Origin of the sequence: Vibrio sp. nBUS_14, from assembly GCF_051201655.1 — a bacterium.
GTDB lineage: Bacteria > Pseudomonadota > Gammaproteobacteria > Enterobacterales > Vibrionaceae > Vibrio.
Genome location: NZ_CP179206.1, coordinates 928,674 through 944,641, shown reverse-complemented (window position 1 = coordinate 944,641; position 15,968 = coordinate 928,674). Strand labels below are relative to the sequence as shown.

Here is a 15,968-nt window from a genome sequence, read left to right as displayed (position 1 = left end):
TGCCGATTACTCCTGATCTTCTAGATCGGCAGCGGCAAGTCTTGCGGCCTGTAACACAAGCGTTGAATAAATACGCGACTCAGCAGCCAATTCATCATCCCACTTAGGCCAAATGCGTGAGATGTAGGTATCTCTGCCCTCGCCCATAAAGGCGAAGCTGTCATTAAAGGTATCGGCCATTTTCTTCAGAGACTTCTCTTCGTCATCAACCCACTTACCACGACTAAAGCCCGCCTCAACGCCAGCCAATGCGGTTTTCGGGAAGTAAGGTAACGGAGCTGTCATGCCTTGATAAAACAGTCGTACTAACTCAGCCAGCAAACTCTTCGCTTGCTGCGCATCGCCGATAGGTTGTAGCGTTTGGTGAACCACGCCTTCTTTTCTGTCGTAGCCAATAATATGGGTCGTCTTTCCGTGTCCCATCACTGCACAACATAGATGATCAATCCACGCTGCCAAATAATCTTGCGAACGAATTGTTCCACTACGGAAACGTACTAGACCTGATTGATAGTTTTGAGTTAACCAGCCCATCAAGCGAACAGGCTTACCTTCGCCCAGCACATCAAATTCGATATTCACTTCGAGATCTTGTTGCGGTGATCCGCTCACAAATCGAATCTCTTTGGCTAAGTCTTCCGCTTGAACACGGTTAGTTTCAAATTCGATATCACCAAAGGCGCCAACCGGTAATCGGCCCTGTGCTTTTTGCTCAAAGACAAACAATCGAACCGCTTCGTCTGCGCCTTCAGGGTGGTCCAGCAACACTTGCAGCAAAGCATCCTTAAGTTGGAAACTCTCTAAACCATTAAGTACAAATGGCTCATCATCTTCCATCACAGGAAGTGGCGGCTCAAACACCACTTTTAGACGGCGATTAAAGAAGTACTGCACTGGCAAACGCCAAAAACGCTGTAACTCAACCAAGTCGAGTTCTAAAGGATACGTTGCACCCAACAAGTAATTATCCAATGCGCGATTAAATTTACCACTGCGTTCACCGGAACGGTTAGCCGCTGGAAGCCACTCTTTGGCATAACTCAATACATGGCTTGCATCACCTTGTGTAAAGGCTGCTGGGCTAAACGGTGTCATAGTGTGTTCAAAGCTGATCGCTTGAGTCAGGTTGATGCCTGAATCATCACTTGGTAAGGCTTGGTCTTCACTCAAACAGTAATTCTGTTGGCAGTATTCAATCAACTCTGAAACCAACACCGATGGCACTCGCTCAGTATTATCTTGAATCGAACGGCCAACATAGCTGATGTACAAGCATTCTTGCGCTGACAGCATCGCCTCTAAGAATAGATAGCGGTCATCATCACGGCGAGAACGGTCACCCGGACGAGTGCGCCCGTTCATCAAATCAAAACCTTCTGGCGGCATTGAGCGAGGGTAAACACCATCATTCATGCCTAACAAACAGACGGTTTTGAACGGAATAGAACGCATCGGCATCAAGGTACAAAAGTTAACTTGGCCCGCTAAGAAACGCTGGCTAATACGTGCGCCAGATAACTTATTATTGAGGTACTGGTAGATAATGCTTGGCGACAACTCTTGTTCATACAAGGCATCATCAAGCTGTTCATTCAGTTGCGAAAGTGCATCGCGAATCGATTTGAGCACCACCTCGCCTTCCAGTTCAACCGCAAAGAAATCATCAATCATTTGCAGCAAGGTTTCACGCCACATATCGATGGATTGAGTCTCAGTAAGGCTTTGACGGTAATGGGCGATATGATCGATAAAGTGCGCTAACTTACCTGCAAGTTCGGCGTTAATGCCTTGAACTTCGTTATAAGCGGCAATTGGAGAGTGTTCAGTTTCAAACAAACCTGCAGAGTCTGACATCGCATAGCCCAACAACATACGCTGGATACCAAATAGCCAGGTATTTTGCTCGGTGGCAGGTAGATCAAATTCTGTCGCCGTTGAAGCATCGACGCCCCAACGGATACCCGCTTCTTCAACCCACTGTTTGGCTTGCTCGAATTGAAACTCATTAATACCAAAGCGCGCCATCATTGCAGGAATTTCTAATAGCTCTAGTAACTCAGACGCTAAACAACGCGTATTCGGTAGCGCGACCAACTGCATGAAGGCGGTCAGAATTGGGCTTTCTTGGTCTGCGGTTCTATCAGAGATCGAGTAAGGGATATAACGCTCACCCGGAGCATTACCAAATACCGCCTGAATCGCTGGGCTATAGGCATTGATGTCAGACACCATTACGATGATGTCGCGTGGTTTTAGTGTCGGGTCGGCATCAAACATCGCCAACAACTGATCATGAAGAGCTTCGACCTCTCGCATAGGGCTGTGACACGCATGTACGGTCAGAGAGCGATCGCCAAGCTCAACCACCTGTTTATGATGACTGGAATCTAAGATGTGGTCGTCTTGATGCTCTTCTAACTGGAGAATGTCGGCTTGCAGTTGATGAAGTAGGTTATCCCTCTCAACATCAATAAAGAACTCATGTTCTTCGCTATCTGATTGAGATAGCAAAAATAGGTTATCTCTGCCCAATTTACCCATAGACGCAAGCAAACTATTACCAACGGCTTGGCTGGTGTGCAGTTTATCTTCAACGTTGGCTTCAATACCATCTTTCAATGGTGATACTTCGCCTTCTAGCTGAGGTAAACCATCAACCAACGCAAACTGCTTACGGCGCTGCGCTTCGACTCTTGCCAAGTATTTACGATCGCGAATATCGCCCCAATAATGCTGACAAGGGTTAGTAAACATCAAGTGCACATCAATCTGCTCACCAAGTGCTTTCAACGCGTCCATATAACGAGGAGGCAGCGATGAAATACCAAACACAAATAAGCGTTTAGGCAGATGTTGCAGTTGGCCTTGTTGATTGGCTAAAGCTTCAATGAAATCGTGATACAAGTTGCCACGGTGGTATTTAGATTGGCCTTGAGACAGAGTTTGCTCATAGAGTGCTTGCCACAAAATTGGCTGCCAAGGGTGCTCTTGCTGTCCCTCATCATCGACCAACTCAGTAACGGGCTCTCCCGCTTCCCACATCGCCATCCATTCAGGTCGATACACCAAGTAACCATCGAAGATATCGGCAATTTTCTCTGCCAATTGATACAACTTAGAGTCATCTTCATCATTTTCAAGATAACGTTGTAGCGGTAAAAAATCAGGGTGGTCAAGCTTAGCGGGTAGCAAACTCATCAACTTCCACGTCATCGCTTCTTTGTTAAAAGCACTGCGTTTGGGTACATCAGGAAGCACTTGGGTAAACATATCCCAAATGAAGGTTGCAGGAAGAGGAAAATCGATATTTGCTGCTACACCAAACTCTTTGGCGAGTTCCATCTTAAGCCATTGAGACATACCTGGGCTCTGAACCAAGATCTGCTCTTTTTCGAAAGGGTTGGCTAAAGGGTCACTTTTGATTAAGTGAACGAGAAGAATTTTTAAAGTATCAACTTTATTGGAATGGTAAACAGTAAACAAAGTGCACTCACGCTAATCTTGCCACAATATACTGCCAGATTAGCATAAGTGCCGAGTTTGGATTAGCAATATAAGCTTATGAAATACTGAAAACTTAAGCTCTGTTTACCTTTTGAACTAATGCTTACTTACAATCTACGATTAACGGCTAATCATACCGTGAGGTTTGTAATTCATGTAATAACGAACCGCCACATAACTTACTACAAACGTTGCCACAATCAGTTCTAGATACGCTAGGTTGAAGACTTGATCCACATAGTGAGTTTCCACACCAACAGTTTGCATCCAAGCTGCCAATTTAAATAGTGCCGTTGCACCAATCACGATTGGGAATGTAAACGCCGCATAACCTGGGCTGAATGGCAGACGAAGTAGTTTGAAAAACGCGATGTAGATAATAAACGTCATCAACACTGCAATGCCAAAGAGTAACCCAATGATCACTGGCGAAGGATTTGCCGTCACCGTTAGGTAGCCTGCTAAAGATAGACTTGCTGGAGCCGCCATAATCGCAATGGTTGGTTTGGCTGCGTCAGGCACTTCATGAGAGAAGATCAAACGGTAGATCATGAGCGGTAACATTACGGCATAAACCAATAAGCCAAAGACTAAAGTCGCGTGAGCAACAGGTTCTAAGATCGGGTTACCAGAGAAAGAAACATCCGCAACGATAATACCAATTGGTGGTACAAACCAACTTGGCACCATGTGATGAAGTTCAAACTGTTTTGCTCTGTAATACAAAAAGCTCACTAGAAACACGACATGTAACGCTACCGAAGCGAGCCACACAGCTTCTTGTAGGAATTGAGAGATTGGCGCCAACGAAGCAGACACCACCATACAACCCATTGCGAATGTGGGTACAACACTGCCGACAACAGGATGAGCAAGGTCTTCACGTAATAAGTGGCCGTGAGTCAAAAATTTCACTGCTAAAACAAGAAGTAATACCGCAGCAATACCAGCACTGATCCACTGCACCAAACCCGGTGTGTGTAAAATACCTTGTGCGACTAAAACACCATCCCAACACCAGCCTAAGCTTGCAATTGCAAGTGCTAACCCAGCCATGGGGGTTGGAGCTCCTGTTAATCTATATTTAATACGTTGAATCATGTCAGCCTCTCTTAAACTTAATTCACTAAACTTGTGAACTCATCAGCTTGTTGAAGCCATAATACGCTTGCGCTTCGTTAAACAATATCCAATTATATATAACAAGCGTTCATCAATACTGAACGATACCTTTTCCACCAGCAGCGTAAACTAGGAACCTGATGGCTAATATTTCAATCAAACAACTCAAAGTGTTTGTCACCATTACCCAGCATTCAACGCTTACCGCCGCATCGGAAGCACTGTTTTTATCTAAGGCTGCTGTCAGCATGGCGCTGGGTGAAATGGAGAAACAGTTAGGTCACTCTCTATTTGACCGGGTCAACAACCGATTAATTCTCAATCAAGAAGGACAAAAGCTGCTTCCTTTGGCTGACGAGATTCTTCACAGAGCCGCAGGTATCGATGTTTTGTTCCGAGATGACCAACCATTAAGTGGCAATTTAAAGGTTGGTGCGAGCGACACTATTGGTAATCAAGTCGCACCATTTATTCTGTCTGGCTTTCGCGAGCTAACTCAGCATCAAGATCAGAGCTTGTTCATTTCAAACAGTGCGCTGATTTGCCAAAAGTTGGTGGATTATGAACTGGATATCGCGTTAATTGAAGGAAAAACACTCCATCCGGAGTTGATCTCTAGCCAGTTTAGTAGCGATGAAATGTGTATTATCGTTAGTAATCAATACCCTCTCCTTTCTCAAGACAAAGTTGCATTACAAGATTTAGAAGGCAGCCACTGGATATTGCGTGAGTCAGGCTCAGGAACTCGTGAGTTTTTCCTGCGTGCCGTCGCACCTCGTATCGAACATTGGTATGAATCCTTTGAGCTCAACACCACCGAGGCGATCATTAATTCGGTTTCTGCAGGGCTTGGACTTGCCTGTTTATCACGGTTAGCCGCACAACGAGCGATTGATTCCGGCCGAGTTAAAACACTCGATGTCCCGCTCGACATGAAACGCCGATTCTGGATGCTGGTGCACAAAGACAAATATCAGAGTCCGCTGCTGAAATCTTTCATGGGTTATTGTGAAGACTGGGCTACACATCAAAATTGAGGCCGCATAGTTAGGTCATTAACTGGACTTTTTGCATCAGAAGCTGTATAAAAAGCCAGTAAAACTTATCAAACTTAGAGGATTAACCATGGCTGTTATCGTCAAGTACGTGGTCGAACGCAACGGAGAAGAGAAAATGACTTTTACCTCTAAAGCCGAAGCTGACGCATACGACAAAATGCTGGATATGGCTGATGAGCTTTTTGAACTGTTAAGCAAAAGCGATTTAGTTGAAGATGAAGGCAAGCAAGAAGAACTTGCAATGTACCTAGCGAAGAATAAAGAAGAAGTACTTTACGCACTAGGTGCTAAGCGCAAACCAGCTCCGAAAAAAGAAAAGAAACTTGAAGCTGTTGAAGACGCAGAAGAAGATGCTGCATAACTAGCTGATATTTTTCTAGAAAACGTCAATGACGCCTCTAATTGGAGCTCGTTATTGGCGTTTTTTATGCTTATCGAAATATAATGAACTCTGTTTATAGTCGAAATAGCTCTAAACATTCGCTTGCACAAAAGTGTGATTAAGATCTAATCTATAGCCATCAGGTGATGGGGTTCCACCTAAGCTTTTGCTTCAACCGCCCGTTCTTTTCGAACAGTGCTAATGACTCCTACAGAATCGAAAACAGGTAATACTGTTGGATGTATCGCTACTCCTCCATTTTGGAACGGACTTAGTCTATTAAGACCGAGCTTCATGACACCTTTGGATGATCGATACTCAAGATCTGTAGTGAATTAGCCGCACCTCTTCCAACACATCCTGTTTTCTCAACGCCCTAGGTCTTAAATGGCTCTATCAGTGAGAAAACATTATGCACTACTCTTCAGAAATTCAATCAATGTGCCCTATTCAAAGGGGTGATCTTCACACTTCAGCGCCAATTCCAGTTGAAGGCGCTATGGTTAGTCCAAAAGATGTCATCGCTATTTCTGGTTTAAGCCATGGCGTAGGCACTTGTGCACCACAACAAGGTGCAGCAAAACTGACGCTGAACGTAAAAAACGGCATCATCGAAGAAGCGCTAATCGAAACGATTGGTTGTTCAGGCATGACTCAATCAGCCGCGATGGCAGCCGAAATCCTCACAGGAAGAACCATTCTTGAAGCTCTGAATACTGACTTGGTGTGTGATGCGATCAACGTAGCGATGCGTGAAATCTTTCTGCAATTCGTTTACGGTCGAACTCAATCCGCATTCTCTGAAGACGGCCTAGAAATTGGCGCAGCATTGGAAGACTTAGGTCAAACACAACGTAGCCAAGTAGGCACCAGCTATTCAACCTCAGCGAAAGGCGTTCGTTACCTAGAGCTTGCAGAAGGCTACGTGACCAAGCTTGCACTTGATGATCACAGCGAAGTGATTGGCTACGAATATCTCAACCTCGGCAAAATGATGAAGGCGATTAATCAAGGTGTACCAGCCAATGAAGCTGCTGACCTTGCGACGGGGACTTACGGTCGCTTCGATGAAGCCGTTACCACCATTAACCCACGCCAACACTAATTTTGCCAATTTAGAGGAAAGATATGATGAACACTCAATTTAATGAATCAGTAACTCGCGTATTGGCAGAAATGAACTTCGACTCTTTAGAGCAAGCGAACCAATACTGCAAAGCCCACAACGTTGATCCAAAAGCCTTAGTGATGGACACCCAGCCTATCGCTTTTGAAAGCGCTGCCGATGCTTATATTCTTGGCTCAGCACTGGCGTTATTTCGTAAAGCCACTAGCGAGGAACAAGCAGCGAATATCATTGGTGAGGGCCTTCAAGCATTTACTAAACCCGGCAGTGTTGCCGAACAACGCCAAGTCGGTATTGGCCACGGCGCATTGGCTGCGCGTCTTCTCAATGAAGAGAGCCACTGTTTTGCTTTCCTTGCGGGCCATGAATCTTTTGCTGCTGCAGAAGGTGCAATAAAAATCGCACTCAACGTCAACAAATCACGTCACAACCCATTAAAGGTAATACTCAATGGTCTAGGTAAAGATGCGGCTTACTTAATCTCTCGCATCAATGGTTTTACCTATGTTCGCACTCAATACGATTACCAAACCGGTGAACTTGTTGAAACAGAACGTCGCCGCTTCTCACAAGGCCCTCGCGGAGAGATCTTGTGTTACGGCGCTGATGATGTACGTGAAGGCGTAGCGATTATGCACAGAGAAGAAGTGGATGTAAGTATTACAGGTAACTCAACTAACCCAACGCGCTTCCAACACCCTGTTGCAGGTATCTACAAAGCAGAACGTACTCGCCAAGGTTTACCTTACTTCTCCGTTGCTTCAGGCGGCGGTACAGGTAGAACATTGCACCCAGATAACGTGGCAGCAGGCCCTGCGTCTTACGGCATGACAGATACCATGGGCAGAATGCACGCTGATGCTCAGTTCGCAGGTAGCTCTTCTGTCCCTGCTCACGTGGCAATGATGGGCTTCATCGGTATGGGCAATAACCCAATGGTCGGTGCGACGGTTGCATTAGCTGTGGCAGTGAGCGAATCTCAAAACGCATAACGACAACGTTGAGCGCAACGATTTATCCATAGAGTAGAGTCCGTTAACTGAGAAACAAGTAATAACAGACGACCAAAACTCTACACCTATCACTAAAACCAAACAGCCAGCCTTATACTGGCTGTTTTTTATTCACACTTGCTCTACTATCTATTTCTAATAATTATTTGTATCTAAGATTAAATACACAAACCATTCGTATTTAACTGCATCTTTTCAAAGGAATAATATGAAAGAGCTCATCATTCATACCATTACCGTGTTCATGGGCTTTTTTGCCATTATGAACCCTATCGCTAATACGCCAATCTTTCTTGGATTAACCGGTGACAATGACAGGGAAACGGTTAAATCTATCGCATTCCGATCGGTACTCATTGCCTTTGTTATCGTCAGTACTTTTGCGATATCTGGTAAACTGATCTTTGACCTCTTTGGTATCACTTTATACGCGCTGCGCATCACAGGCGGCATTCTGGTCTTTTTGATTGGCTTCCACATGCTGCAAGGTGATTCAACACACGCCAAAGCGAAAGAGAAGGTCAACTCAGACGCCCAGAGAAACGCAGCTCTGAGTATCGCAGTATCACCTTTAGCCATGCCAATACTGGCAGGCCCGGGCACTATTGCCACTGCGATGAACTTCGCCAGTACCGAAGGAATTTACGAGACCATAATCACCATAGTAGCCTTTGGTCTACTGTGTACCTTAACCTACATATTATTTGTATTCGGCGAACGCTTCGTGAAAGCCGTAGGACCAAGCGCACTGAACGTAATTACCCGAATGATGGGGTTGATACTTGCAGTCATCGGTATGCAGATGTTGATTGAAGGGATTGAACAGGCTTACAAGGCTCTGTTTGTTTAGAGTACGACCATAATTGTGTTGAACTGCATCATTTTCTCATTGCAGAAAACTATCGCTAAAAAGACAAGCAATATCATTTTACAGACTTTATCCCGATACGCCCTTTCATAACGAGGGCGCTCTCTTTATGATGAACGCAATTAAATTAACTTTGCTAATGGCAGCGCTGGTTATTCGAGCCGCTGTTATGAGATAGCAAAATCAAGACTCAACACATGGAGATTCAACATGGCTTTCTTTTCACTAGCCTTCGGTACGGCAACCAAAAACCGCGACAATAAAATCATCGAAGCGTTCTTCCCTAGCCCACTTCTAAATCCAAGCGACGCTCTAGTAGCGGCTATCGGTGAAATTGCAGGTTACACTGAAGGCAACCAAGCTATCGAAATCTCTGCTGCACAAAGCGCAGAACTGGCGAAAGCATTCGCAGCAAACGACGACGCAGCAAACGCATCTTTCGCAGAAAAAGCTGCAGCGTCTGAGCAGCCACTTGTTCTTGTTGTTCTTGCGACTGACGAGAAGCCAGCATCTGTTACTGAAGGCTTCCTAAAGCTACAACTTATCTCTAACCGCCTAGTTCAGCCACACGGCACGGTACTAGACGGCATCTTCGGTCTACTGCACAACATCGCATGGACAAACGAAGGTCCAATCGACCTTCCTGAACTGGCTGAGCGTCAAATCGAAGCTCGCCTTGCAGGTCGTATTCTGTCTGTAGATTGCGTAGACAAGTTCCCTAAAATGGTGGATTACGTAGTACCAACTGGGATTCGTATTGCTGACACTTCTCGTGTTCGTCTTGGCGCACATGTGGGTGAAGGTACAACGGTAATGCACGAAGGTTTCATCAACTTCAATGCAGGTACTACTGGCGTAAGCATGGTTGAAGGTCGTATCTCTGCAGGTGTTGTTGTGGGTAACGGTTCAGACATCGGCGGCGGCGCTTCAATCATGGGTACTCTGTCTGGTGGCGGTACTATGGTTATTTCTATCGGCGAAAACTGCCTACTAGGCGCAAACGCGGGCCTTGGCTTCCCAATGGGCGACCGTTGTACTGTCGAGTCTGGCCTATATGTAACGGCTGGTACGAAAGTTCGCATGCTAGATAAAGAAGGCAACGAAGTAGAAATTATCAAAGCTCGCGATCTAGCTGGCGTTTCTGATCTGCTGTTCCGTCGCAACTCGATCACTGGTCAAATTGAGTGTCTAGCGAACAAGTCTGCTGTTGAACTAAACAGCGAGCTACACAGCAACAACTAATCTAATTACTCGATGCTAGAAAATACGAAGCCGCTGGGGTGAAATCCAGCGGCTTTCTTCATTCTTTTGCTAGTGTCCAAAAGTATGTCAACCCTTAATCCACCAATATACCTGTTAACATACACATTTTCTAACAAATTCACCTTATCCAGTGACACATGACAGAAACAGCTCAGAGAGCCAAATTCCCTGCTAACAACTAACTAAATGGCCATGAAATTTTGAACAGTGTTTTATTGTTGTATATAATCACCTTAATTGATCCACTCATTTCGAACAAAATTCTCATGCAAAGTTTAAAAGAATTACACCTTCTATCAAAGAAAGTTCACCCGCATTGTTACGGAGTAGATTACCTTCGTAAAAACATTCGATTTGTTATGTGGGGATTGCTCAATCGTCAAGTTACTCAAGGAATGTACGATTTACAGAAGGATAAAAAACTAACAGCAATCTTTGAAAACAACTACAAGCTCTTTGAAAAGCCATTGAAACCATTTATCTCTTCTAGTTTCTCATCCCCCCAGAGGCTAGAGCTCATACGATCACATTTTCAAATTTTAACTGATAAGTTTAATAGCAAAGTTATCAACCTTTATGAAAAACCATTCGAGATAACAACCTTCAAAGATAGGAATGGTCAATCTTACACGATTGAGCTTTATCCAGGTGAGTCAAGAGAGGGATCTATCGGCATTAAGCTTGTAGAATTGCATTCTGGCCAGACCATATATTCAATTACGTGTAACCTCTCTAAACAAGGACATGACAGAGTTTTACACATAGGTTGCTTACAAGGAACCAACCGCCATGTCATTGATAGTCAGATTAAGATTAAAGAAATAACTCGAACACTTCACGGCCTTCGCCCTAAAGCTCTAATGCTCAATTTGAGCTTAATATTTGCTAGGTATTTTGAAGTGAACAAAGTGATCGCAGTATCAAATAAAGGCCATGTATATCAGGCTTTGCGATACTTGGGTTCAAAAAGAGGTGCTATTGGCAGTGATTATGACTCTTTGTGGGAAGAGATGGGCGGACAAAAAGTAAATAAGTTCTTTTATCAGATTCCAGTTGAATTAGAACGCAAAGACCTAACTCATTTAAAAAGAAGTCAGCGTAACCTTTACTCAAAAAGGTACGCTCTACTTGATAAATGGGAGGAGGAACTGACTGAGTCTTTATCAAAAATTGCCTTACCAAACGAAGCAAGCGATTCAATTATTTGAACCGAAGTGATGTCATCAAATCTGAGAGTCAATAGATCTAATGATAAAAAACAATTTCCTCGTTCATAATAACAATTAATTATTGAGCAACCTTCAAACATACTGGCCAAATGAATTTAAAAAGCGCAGACCTTTGGATCTGCGCTTTTTACTTCTGCTTAATCTAATCAGATTAACGCGGCATGATTAACCCACATTCTTACGTGCGTTTTGGAACATACGCATCCAAGCACCATTCTCGCCCCAACCTTCTGGAGACCAAGAGTTAGCAACCGTACGGAATACACGCTCTGGGTGAGGCATCATGATAGTCACGCGGCCATCCGTCGTTGTTAGACCTGTGATAGCGTTTGGCGAACCATTCGGGTTGTTCGGGTATTGCTGCGTTTGGTTACCGTTGTTATCAACGTAACGTAGAGCAACCGTCCCTGAGTTTTCAATCGCGTTTAGGTGGTCGTTATCACGCACTTCTACGCGGCCTTCACCGTGAGAAACAGCGATTGGCATACGAGAACCTTCCATACCATTGAAGAACACTGAATCAGACTTCTGAACTTCAACTAAACTGAAGCGAGCTTCAAAACGCTCTGATTCGTTACGAACGAAACGAGGCCAGTATTCTGCGCCTGGGATTAGCTCACGTAAGTTAGATAACATCTGACAACCGTTACACACACCTAAAGAGAAGGTATCTTCACGCTTGAAGAAGCTTTCAAATTGCTCACGAGTCGAATCGTTAAACAGAACCGACTTAGCCCAACCTTCACCAGCGCCTAGTACGTCACCGTAAGAGAAGCCACCACATGCTACAAGGCCGTTATAATCATCAAGTACCGCTTGACCAGTAAGGATGTCGCTCATGTGAATATCAGTCGCTTCGAAGCCTGCACGGTCGAATGCTGCTGCCATTTCAACGTGAGAGTTAACACCCTGCTCACGTAGAATCGCCATTTTAGGCTTAGCGCCTTTATTTATCATAGAGCCAGCTATGAACGGTGCTGCAATGTCTTCGTTTACGTCAAAGCTTAGTTTCACGTTCAGACCTGGGTCTGAGTTGTCTTTCTTCGCTTCGTGTTCTTGGTCTGCACAGATTGGGTTATCACGTAGACCTTGCATCTTGTGCGTGGTTTCAGCCCAGATAGTACGAAGCTCAGTACGGCTACGTTGGATTACAACGTCTGCACCTGACTTAATCACTACTTCGTCTGATGCTTCAACAGAACCGATTACGTGTGAACACGCTTCTAGGCCGTTGGCTGCAAGCGTAGAAAGAACTGCGTCTAGGTCGTCGTTACGAACTTGGATTACCGCACCTAGCTCTTCGTTGAAGAGCGCTGCTAACGTATCTTCGCTATTCTCTGATGCAGATAAAAGCGCTGCAATATCAGCATTAACACCACAGTGACCTGCGAACGCCATTTCAGCCAGCGTTACGAATAGACCGCCATCGCCTTTATCGTGGTAAGCCACAACTTGGTCGTTCGCTACAAGTGCTTGAACACCTTCGTAGAAACCTTTTAGCTGTGCTGCGTTGTCTACGTCTGCTGGCTTATCACCAAGCTGCTTATAAACCTGAGCAAGTGCTGTTGCGCCCATGCGGTTTTGGCCGTTACCTAGGTCGATAAGAATCAGTGAAGTATTGCCTAGTCCTTCAAGGTTATCAGGGGTACGCAATTGAGGAGTAATAGTTTTACGAACATCTTCAACACGTGCAAACGCAGTGATAACAAGAGATAGCGGAGATGTTACTTCTTTCTGCTCGCCGTTCTCTTCCCACTTGGTCTTCATCGACATTGAGTCTTTACCTACTGGGATAGTAAGACCCAGTGCCGGACATAGCTCTTCACCGACGGCTTTAACTGCTTCGTAAAGACCAGCATCTTCACCTGGGTGACCTGCTGGAGACATCCAGTTAGCTGACAATTTAATGTGTTTAATATCGCCGATGTTGGTCGCTGCGATGTTAGTGATTGCTTCACCAACCGCTAGACGAGCTGATGCGCCGAAGTCTAGTAGTGCCACTGGCGTACGCTCACCAAGAGACATTGCCTCACCGTGGTAAGTGTCGTAACTAGCTGCGGTTACCGCACAGTTTGCTACTGGAACCTGCCATGGGCCAACCATTTGGTCACGAGCGACAAGGCCTGTTACCGAGCGGTCACCGATAGTAATAAGGAAGGTTTTCTCTGCCACGGTTGGTAGGCGAAGGATACGGTCAACCGCTTCGTTCAGCTCGATACCAGAACGGTCAATCGCAGAATTGTTTGCTTTTAGCGTCTTCGCATCACGGTTCATCTTAGGTGTTTTACCTAATAGGATGTCCATTGGCATGTCGATTGGCGTGTTGTCGAAGTGAGAATCTTCTAATTTAAGATCACGTTCTTCTGTTGCTTTACCAACCACCGCGTAAGGTGCGCGTTCACGTTTACAAATCGCGTCGAATGTTGCCATGTCTTTATCAGCAACCGCCATAACGTAACGCTCTTGAGATTCGTTACACCAGATCTCAAGTGGGCTCATGCCCGGCTCATCGTTTGGCACGTCACGTAGATTAAAGATACCGCCACGCTCGCCATCGTCTACTAGCTCAGGAAGTGCATTCGAGATACCGCCTGCGCCCACATCGTGGATGAATGCGATTGGGTTCGCATTACCAAGCTGCCAACAACGGTCGATCACTTCCTGACAACGACGTTCCATTTCTGGATTTTCACGCTGTACAGAAGCAAAATCTAAGTCTTCAGAAGAAGAACCAGAATCCATTGAAGATGCAGCACCGCCACCAAGGCCGATGTTCATCGCAGGACCACCAAGAACGATTAGGCTTGCACCTACTGGAATCTCTTTCTTCTGAACATGATCATCACGAATGTTACCTAGACCACCAGCCAGCATGATTGGCTTGTGGTAACCACGTACTTCTTCACCTGCGTGAGAGTTTACTTTCTCTTCGTAAGTACGGAAGTAACCTAGTAGGTTTGGACGACCAAATTCGTTGTTGAATGCTGCGCCACCAAGAGGACCTTCAAGCATGATATCCAAAGCAGTAACGATACGGCTCGGCTTACCAAAGTCAGTTTCCCAAGGTTGAACGAAGTTCGGGATCTTAAGGTTAGATACAGAGAAAGCAACCAGACCCGCTTTTGGCTTACCACCAATACCTGTCGCGCCTTCATCACGGATTTCACCGCCTGAACCTGTTGATGCGCCCGGCCATGGAGAGATTGCCGTTGGGTGGTTGTGCGTTTCAACTTTCATCAAGATGTGTGTTTTCTCTTGGTGATAGTTGTACTGACGAGTTTCTGGATCTGGGAAGAAACGACCGACTTCAGAACCTGTCATTACCGCTGCATTATCTTTATAAGCAGACAGAACGTGTTCTGGTGTCGTTTCAAAGGTGTTCTTAATCATCTTGAACAATGATTTTTCTTGCTTAACGCCATCGATAGTCCAATCAGCGTTAAAGATCTTGTGACGACAGTGCTCTGAGTTCGCTTGTGCGAACATCATTAGCTCGATGTCAGTCGGGTTACGACCTAGCTTTTCAGTGAAGCTTTCAAAAAGGTAATCAATTTCATCTTCTGCAAGCGCAAGACCTAGGGTAACGTTTGCTTGTTCGAGCGCTTTACGTCCGCCAGTTAATAGGTCAACTTCCGCATAAGGAGCAGGTTCAGCAACAATAAATAGTGCTGCGGCCGATTCGAAGTCAGTGAAAACCACTTCCATCATACGGTCGTGCAAGATTGCTTTCAGCTCAACAAGTTGAAGCTCAGAAAGTTCAGAAGAAGTTTCAATGTAGAAAGCGGTACCGCGCTCTAGACGTGACACTTTAGCCAGTCCACAGTTGTGTGCGATATCAGTTGATTTTGAAGACCAAGGCGAGATAGTGCCTGGACGTGGCGTTGCAAGCAGCAATAAACCTTCAGGTTCATGCTCTTCAATCGTTGGACCGTAAGTCAGTAGCTTTTCTAGCTTCTCAACTTCAGACGCATCTAGGTCTGCCGTTAAATCAGCAAAGTGGGCAAACTCAGCGTAAATACCTGTTACAGGTAAGCTTAATTCACGACAAAGCTCTAAAAGCTTGTTAACACGAAACTCAGATAGAGCTGGGGAGCCACGCAAAATTCTCATGTGCTTAGGTCTCTTATGCAGTTGATTAAGGTGATATTGGAATAAATTCAGTGGGTTATAGGAACAACCTAACTGTTTTCTTCGAAGCTATTCCCGAAGGTTAACAAACCTATGCCGATTCCACCTCTTCAATGCGAGCGCATTATAAAGCATTTCTTTTTGTGACGTAACACCAAAAGCAACCGTTTGCGTTATTTTTTTCATCTAACGATATAAATGACAGTTTTGCTGCATTTATCAGCACTTTTACAACTGTTTAAATAAACCTGCTTTGCCAGCCTTGCGGGGTTTGG

Annotated in this window: 10 protein-coding genes and 1 riboswitch; of the genes, 7 read left to right on the top strand and 3 right to left on the bottom strand. The window is 45.1% G+C overall.

The genetic code is table 11. The features are described from left to right. Positions 1–6: 6 nt before the first annotated feature. Both recC and ACMAZD_RS04295 read right to left on the bottom strand, forming a co-directional pair. Complete coding sequence (gene recC / locus ACMAZD_RS04300; RefSeq protein WP_435248700.1) at positions 7–3,483, bottom strand: exodeoxyribonuclease V subunit gamma; 3,477 nt, start codon at positions 3,481–3,483, stop codon at positions 7–9. A 141-nt stretch (positions 3,484–3,624) separates the two neighbouring features. Then, positions 3,625–4,605 carry a TDT family transporter gene (locus ACMAZD_RS04295; protein ID WP_435248699.1) on the bottom strand — a complete coding sequence of 327 codons (981 nt, stop codon included), beginning with the start codon at positions 4,603–4,605 and terminating at the stop codon, positions 3,625–3,627. A gap of 161 nt (positions 4,606–4,766) precedes the next feature. Between ACMAZD_RS04295 and ACMAZD_RS04290 the strand changes: the two genes are divergently transcribed. The 7 genes from ACMAZD_RS04290 (at position 4,767) to ACMAZD_RS04260 (ending at position 11,544) form a co-directional block, all read left to right on the top strand. Further along, positions 4,767–5,663, top strand: coding sequence for a LysR family transcriptional regulator (locus ACMAZD_RS04290; RefSeq protein WP_435248698.1), 897 nt, complete (start codon positions 4,767–4,769; stop codon positions 5,661–5,663). 88 nt (positions 5,664–5,751) lie between these two features. After that, positions 5,752–6,045, top strand: a complete 294-nt coding sequence (locus ACMAZD_RS04285; RefSeq protein ID WP_004735185.1) for a YebG family protein — start codon at positions 5,752–5,754, stop codon at positions 6,043–6,045. 154 nt (positions 6,046–6,199) lie between these two features. Next, positions 6,200–6,284: riboswitch (Fluoride riboswitch) on the top strand. A 194-nt stretch (positions 6,285–6,478) separates the two neighbouring features. After that, positions 6,479–7,171: an iron-sulfur cluster assembly scaffold protein gene (locus ACMAZD_RS04280; RefSeq protein WP_435248697.1), complete on the top strand. Its 693-nt coding sequence runs from the start codon at positions 6,479–6,481 to the stop codon at positions 7,169–7,171. A 23-nt stretch (positions 7,172–7,194) separates the two neighbouring features. After that, positions 7,195–8,184, top strand: coding sequence for a GGGtGRT protein (locus ACMAZD_RS04275; protein WP_435248696.1), 990 nt, complete (start codon positions 7,195–7,197; stop codon positions 8,182–8,184). Between the two features lie 229 nt (positions 8,185–8,413). Then, positions 8,414–9,055, top strand: coding sequence for a MarC family protein (locus tag ACMAZD_RS04270; protein ID WP_435248695.1), 642 nt, complete (start codon positions 8,414–8,416; stop codon positions 9,053–9,055). Positions 9,056–9,283: 228 nt separating this feature from the next. Further along, a complete protein-coding gene (dapD, locus tag ACMAZD_RS04265; RefSeq protein WP_435248694.1) occupies positions 9,284–10,315 on the top strand; it encodes a 2,3,4,5-tetrahydropyridine-2,6-dicarboxylate N-succinyltransferase in 1,032 nt (343 codons plus the stop codon). A gap of 287 nt (positions 10,316–10,602) precedes the next feature. Beyond that, positions 10,603–11,544 carry a VirK/YbjX family protein gene (locus ACMAZD_RS04260; protein ID WP_435248693.1) on the top strand — a complete coding sequence of 314 codons (942 nt, stop codon included), beginning with the start codon at positions 10,603–10,605 and terminating at the stop codon, positions 11,542–11,544. A 186-nt stretch (positions 11,545–11,730) separates the two neighbouring features. On the opposite strand, the gene purL is transcribed toward ACMAZD_RS04260, so the two are convergent. Further along, positions 11,731–15,675: a phosphoribosylformylglycinamidine synthase gene (purL, locus tag ACMAZD_RS04255; RefSeq protein WP_435248692.1), complete on the bottom strand. Its 3,945-nt coding sequence runs from the start codon at positions 15,673–15,675 to the stop codon at positions 11,731–11,733. Positions 15,676–15,968: the final 293 nt, after the last annotated feature.

What these genes read in the sequence shown, in the direction of transcription:
- dapD (WP_435248694.1), top strand. Translation starts at nt 9,284, where the DNA reads ATGGCTTTCTTTTCACTAGCCTTCGGTACGGCAACCAAAAACCGCGAC.
- ACMAZD_RS04285 (WP_004735185.1), top strand. Translation starts at nt 5,752, where the DNA reads ATGGCTGTTATCGTCAAGTACGTGGTCGAACGCAACGGAGAAGAGAAA.
- ACMAZD_RS04295 (WP_435248699.1), bottom strand. Translation starts at nt 4,605, where the DNA reads ATGATTCAACGTATTAAATATAGATTAACAGGAGCTCCAACCCCCATG.
- ACMAZD_RS04280 (WP_435248697.1), top strand. Translation starts at nt 6,479, where the DNA reads ATGCACTACTCTTCAGAAATTCAATCAATGTGCCCTATTCAAAGGGGT.
- ACMAZD_RS04275 (WP_435248696.1), top strand. Translation starts at nt 7,195, where the DNA reads ATGATGAACACTCAATTTAATGAATCAGTAACTCGCGTATTGGCAGAA.
- purL (WP_435248692.1), bottom strand. Translation starts at nt 15,675, where the DNA reads ATGAGAATTTTGCGTGGCTCCCCAGCTCTATCTGAGTTTCGTGTTAAC.
- ACMAZD_RS04260 (WP_435248693.1), top strand. Translation starts at nt 10,603, where the DNA reads ATGCAAAGTTTAAAAGAATTACACCTTCTATCAAAGAAAGTTCACCCG.
- ACMAZD_RS04290 (WP_435248698.1), top strand. Translation starts at nt 4,767, where the DNA reads ATGGCTAATATTTCAATCAAACAACTCAAAGTGTTTGTCACCATTACC.
- ACMAZD_RS04270 (WP_435248695.1), top strand. Translation starts at nt 8,414, where the DNA reads ATGAAAGAGCTCATCATTCATACCATTACCGTGTTCATGGGCTTTTTT.